This is a genomic window from Klebsiella sp. NPDC088457, from assembly GCF_044900465.1.
Taxonomy (GTDB): Bacteria; Pseudomonadota; Gammaproteobacteria; order Enterobacterales; family Enterobacteriaceae; genus Klebsiella.
Genome location: NZ_JBJDNH010000099.1, coordinates 1 through 4,882, shown reverse-complemented (window position 1 = coordinate 4,882; position 4,882 = coordinate 1). Strand labels below are relative to the sequence as shown.

Here is a 4,882-nt window from a genome sequence, read left to right as displayed (position 1 = left end):
AAACAAACTACAAAAACACACAAAAAAAAACCGCAAAACACTAAAACCCAACAATAAACTAATAAGATCTATATGGCACAACGAGTACAACTCACCGCAACGGTGTCCGAAAACCAACTCGGTCAACGCTTAGATCAGGCTTTGGCCGAAATGTTCCCGGATTATTCGCGTTCGCGCATAAAAGAATGGATCCTCGACCAGCGAGTGCTGGTTAACGGCGCTGTCAGCGACAAGCCGAAAGAAAAAGTTTTAGGTGGCGAGAGCGTTTCTATCGATGTTGAAATTGAAGAAGATGCACGCTTTGAGCCGCAGGATATTCCGCTCAATATCGTCTATGAGGATGATGACATTCTCGTCATCAATAAACCTCGCGATCTGGTTGTCCACCCAGGCGCGGGCAACCCCGACGGTACTGTGCTGAATGCGCTGCTGCACTACTACCCGCCGATTGCCGACGTTCCACGTGCGGGTATCGTTCACCGGCTGGATAAAGATACGACCGGACTGATGGTCGTGGCGAAAACTATCCCGGCGCAAACCCGGCTGGTGGAGTCGCTGCAGCTGCGTGAAATCACCCGTGAGTATGAGGCGGTGGCAATTGGTCACATGACGTCGGGCGGGACGGTTGAAGAACCGATTAGCCGTCATCCGACGAAACGTACCCATATGTCGGTGCACCCGATGGGCAAACCGGCGGTCACCCATTACCGCATTATGGAACATTTCCGCATTCATACTCGTTTGCGTTTACGTCTGGAAACCGGTCGCACTCACCAGATTCGCGTACACATGGCGCATATCACTCATCCGCTGGTGGGCGATCAGGTCTATGGCGGTCGCCCGCGTCCACCGAAAGGGGCGTCGGAAGCCTTTATTACCGCGCTGCGCAAGTTTGACCGTCAGGCTCTGCATGCCACCATGCTGCGTTTGTATCATCCGATCAGCGGTATTGAGATGGAGTGGCACGCGCCAATTCCACAGGATATGGTTGAGCTGATTGATGCCATGCGCGCAGATTATGAAGATCATAAGGACGATATTGACTGGTTATGACTAAACTGATTGTACCGCAGTGGCCGGTTCCGGAAGGGGTGGCCGCCTGTAGTTCCACGCGCGCTGGCGGGGTGAGCTTGCCTCCGTACGATTCGCTCAATCTGGGCGCCCACTGCGGAGACAATCTGCAGCATGTTGAAGAAAACCGTCGGCGAATGTTCGCCGCAGGCGGGCTACCGACGTATCCGGTCTGGCTTGAGCAGGTTCATGGCACCGCGGTGCTGCAGCTGAACGGCGGGCCATATGAGTCAAAACGGGCGGATGCATCATACTGTAATACGCCGGGCACCGTGTGTGCCGTGATGACGGCGGATTGCCTGCCGGTTCTTTTTTGCAACCGGGCGGGAACTGAAGTCGCTGCGGCGCATGCCGGATGGCGCGGATTATGCGATGGCGTGCTGGAAGAAACGGTCACCTGCTTTGCCGATAAGCCGGAGAACATTCTGGCGTGGCTTGGCCCGGCTATCGGTCCTGACGCTTTTGAAGTCGGCCCGGAAGTGCGCGACGCTTTTGTGATAAAAGACGGGCAAGCTGAAAGCGCTTTCCGTCCGGTCGGCGAGAAATACTTTGCGGATCTCTATCAGCTGGCCCGCCAGCGCTTAGCCCGCGTCGGCGTAACGCAGATCTTCGGTGGCGATCGTTGTACGCTAAGCGAAAAGGATGATTTTTTCTCTTATCGTCGCGATAAGACTACGGGTCGTATGGCGAGTTTTATCTGGTTGAGATAACCTGGCGAATCAAGACGGTCCAGAAGGCAAACTTATTTTTCGCATAGTTCAGGTCTTTAACCTTGAATAGTTGAGGGATGACCTCATTTAATCTCCAGTAGCAATTTTGACCTGTTATGGGAGGAGTTATGCGTCTGGATCGTCTTACCAATAAATTCCAGCTTGCTCTTGCCGATGCCCAGTCGCTCGCGCTAGGGCACGACAACCAATTCATCGAACCTCTTCATCTAATGAGCGCCTTGCTGAATCAGGAAGGGGGATCGGTACGTCCTTTATTAACCTCTGCTGGCATTAATGCCGGGGAGTTAAGCACCAGTATCAGTCAGGCGTTAAGCCGTTTACCCCAGGTGGAAGGCACCGGCGGTGACGTGCAGCCGTCTCAGGATTTGGTGCGTATTCTGAATCTTTGCGACAAGCTGGCGCAAAAGAGGAAGGACAACTTTATTTCGTCGGAACTGTTCGTTCTGGCGGCGCTTGAATCTCGCGGTACGCTAACCGACCTTTTAAAATCTGCCGGAGCAACAACCGCCAATGTGACTCAGGCGATTGAACAAATGCGCGGAGGTGAAAGCGTGAACGATCAGGGTGCCGAAGACCAGCGTCAGGCATTGAAAAAATTTACGGTCGATCTGACCGAACGTGCTGAACAGGGCAAACTGGATCCGGTCATTGGCCGTGACGAAGAGATTCGCCGTACTATCCAGGTTCTGCAGCGCCGAACGAAAAATAACCCGGTTTTGATTGGTGAGCCCGGTGTTGGTAAAACCGCCATCGTTGAAGGGCTGGCGCAGCGTATTGTAAACGGCGAAGTACCGGAAGGGCTGAAGGGCCGTCGGGTACTGGCGCTGGATATGGGGGCATTGGTCGCCGGAGCCAAGTATCGCGGTGAGTTCGAAGAGCGCCTGAAAGGGGTGCTGAACGATCTGGCAAAACAGGAAGGCAACGTCATTCTGTTTATTGACGAGCTGCACACGATGGTCGGGGCGGGGAAAGCGGACGGCGCAATGGATGCCGGCAACATGCTGAAACCTGCTTTGGCGCGCGGTGAACTGCACTGCGTCGGCGCGACCACGCTGGATGAATATCGTCAGTACATTGAAAAAGATGCAGCTCTGGAGCGTCGCTTCCAGAAAGTGTTCGTGGCGGAGCCTTCAGTCGAAGATACCATCGCCATCTTACGTGGGCTGAAAGAACGTTACGAACTGCATCACCATGTGCAGATCACTGACCCGGCGATCGTCGCGGCGGCAACATTATCGCACCGCTATATTGCTGACCGCCAGCTGCCGGACAAAGCCATCGACCTGATCGATGAGGCCGCATCCAGCATCCGTATGCAGATTGACTCGAAGCCGGAAGAGCTCGACCGACTCGACAGACGTATTATTCAGCTTAAGCTGGAACAGCAGGCGCTGAAGAAAGAAGCCGATGAGGCCAGTCTGAAACGTCTGGATATGCTGAATGAAGAACTGGCGGATAAAGAGCGTCAGTATTCTGTACTGGAAGAAGAGTGGAAGGCGGAAAAAGCGTCGCTCTCCGGCACGCAGACGATCAAAGCCGAGCTGGAACAGGCGAAAATCGCCATTGAGCAGGCGCGTCGCGTGGGTGACCTCGGGCGGATGTCCGAACTGCAATACGGCAAAATTCCGGAGCTGGAGAAACAGCTTGCGGCGGCTACCCAGTCAGAAGGCAAAACCATGCGTCTGCTGCGTAATAAGGTTACCGACGCCGAAATTGCTGAAGTTCTGGCCCGCTGGACCGGTATCCCGGTTGCCCGGATGATGGAAGGCGAGCGCGAAAAACTGCTGCGTATGGAACAGGAGCTGCATAGCCGGGTGATTGGTCAGAATGAGGCGGTCGAAGCGGTCTCCAATGCGATTCGCCGTAGCCGTGCTGGATTGTCCGATCCTAATCGTCCGATCGGTTCATTCTTGTTCCTTGGCCCAACCGGGGTGGGTAAAACGGAGCTGTGCAAAACGCTGGCTAACTTTATGTTCGACAGTGATGATGCGATGGTGCGTATCGATATGTCCGAGTTTATGGAGAAACACTCCGTCTCGCGTCTGGTCGGTGCGCCTCCGGGATACGTTGGTTATGAGGAAGGTGGGTACCTGACTGAAGCGGTACGCCGTCGTCCTTACTCGGTGATTTTGCTGGATGAAGTGGAAAAGGCGCATCCGGATGTGTTCAACATTCTGTTGCAGGTGCTGGACGACGGTCGTCTGACCGATGGACAGGGGAGAACGGTCGATTTCCGTAATACGGTCGTCATCATGACCTCCAACCTGGGTTCGGATCTGATTCAGGAACGTTTCGGCGAGCTGGACTATGCGCATATGAAAGATCTGGTTCTGGGTGTTGTCAGCCACAACTTCCGTCCGGAGTTCATCAACCGTATTGATGAAGTCGTGGTATTCCACCCGCTGGGCGAGAAACACATTGCTTCTATTGCACAGATTCAGCTGCAGCGGCTGTATAAACGTCTGGAAGAACGTGGTTATGAAGTCCACATCTCAGATGAAGCGCTGAAGTTGCTGAGTGCGAATGGTTACGATCCGGTGTATGGCGCGCGTCCGTTAAAACGCGCTATCCAGCAGCAGATCGAAAACCCGCTGGCGCAGCAAATTCTTTCCGGTGAACTGGTTCCCGGTAAAGAAGTTCAGCTGGTGGTAAAAGACGACCATATAGTGGCAGTGCAGTAAATCACAAAACGACAAAAACGGGCCTATCGGGCTCGTTTTTGTTTAAAAACCAGGCGAGAATTAAAGCCTGGATAGAGTTTTGCTTAATAAATGAGCGAACGAATCGTTTTTCTGAATTTATACTTGTCACCTCAGAATTACTGCCTATAATGCGCCTCCACTGACACGGAACAACGGCCAGCAAGCCGCCGGGTCAGCGGGGTTCAGCGATGAACGCCAACGGAGAAAAGCAAAAATAAACGCTTGACTCTGAAGCGGGGAGGCGTAATATGCACACCCCGCGCCGCTGAGAAAAAGCGAAGCGGCACTGCTCTTTAACAATTTATCAGACAATCTGTGTGGGCACTCAAAGTGACATGGATTCTTAACGTCTTCGGACGAAAAATGAATACCAAGTCT

The 4,882-nt window shown here is 53.5% G+C and carries 3 protein-coding genes; all 3 read left to right on the top strand.

Translation table 11 applies throughout. The annotated features are described in order from the left end of the window. Positions 1–72: 72 nt before the first annotated feature. The 3 genes from rluD (at position 73) to clpB (ending at position 4,483) form a co-directional block, all read left to right on the top strand. Complete coding sequence (rluD, locus tag ACI2JR_RS27980) at positions 73–1,053, top strand: 23S rRNA pseudouridine(1911/1915/1917) synthase RluD (RefSeq protein WP_132731758.1); 981 nt, start codon at positions 73–75, stop codon at positions 1,051–1,053. After that, positions 1,050–1,781: a purine nucleoside phosphorylase YfiH gene (yfiH, locus tag ACI2JR_RS27975; protein WP_462480079.1), complete on the top strand. Its 732-nt coding sequence runs from the start codon at positions 1,050–1,052 to the stop codon at positions 1,779–1,781. Before rluD ends, yfiH begins: the two co-directional genes overlap by 4 nt. A gap of 128 nt (positions 1,782–1,909) precedes the next feature. Continuing rightward, complete coding sequence (gene clpB, locus ACI2JR_RS27970) at positions 1,910–4,483, top strand: ATP-dependent chaperone ClpB (RefSeq protein WP_462480078.1); 2,574 nt, start codon at positions 1,910–1,912, stop codon at positions 4,481–4,483. Positions 4,484–4,882: the final 399 nt, after the last annotated feature.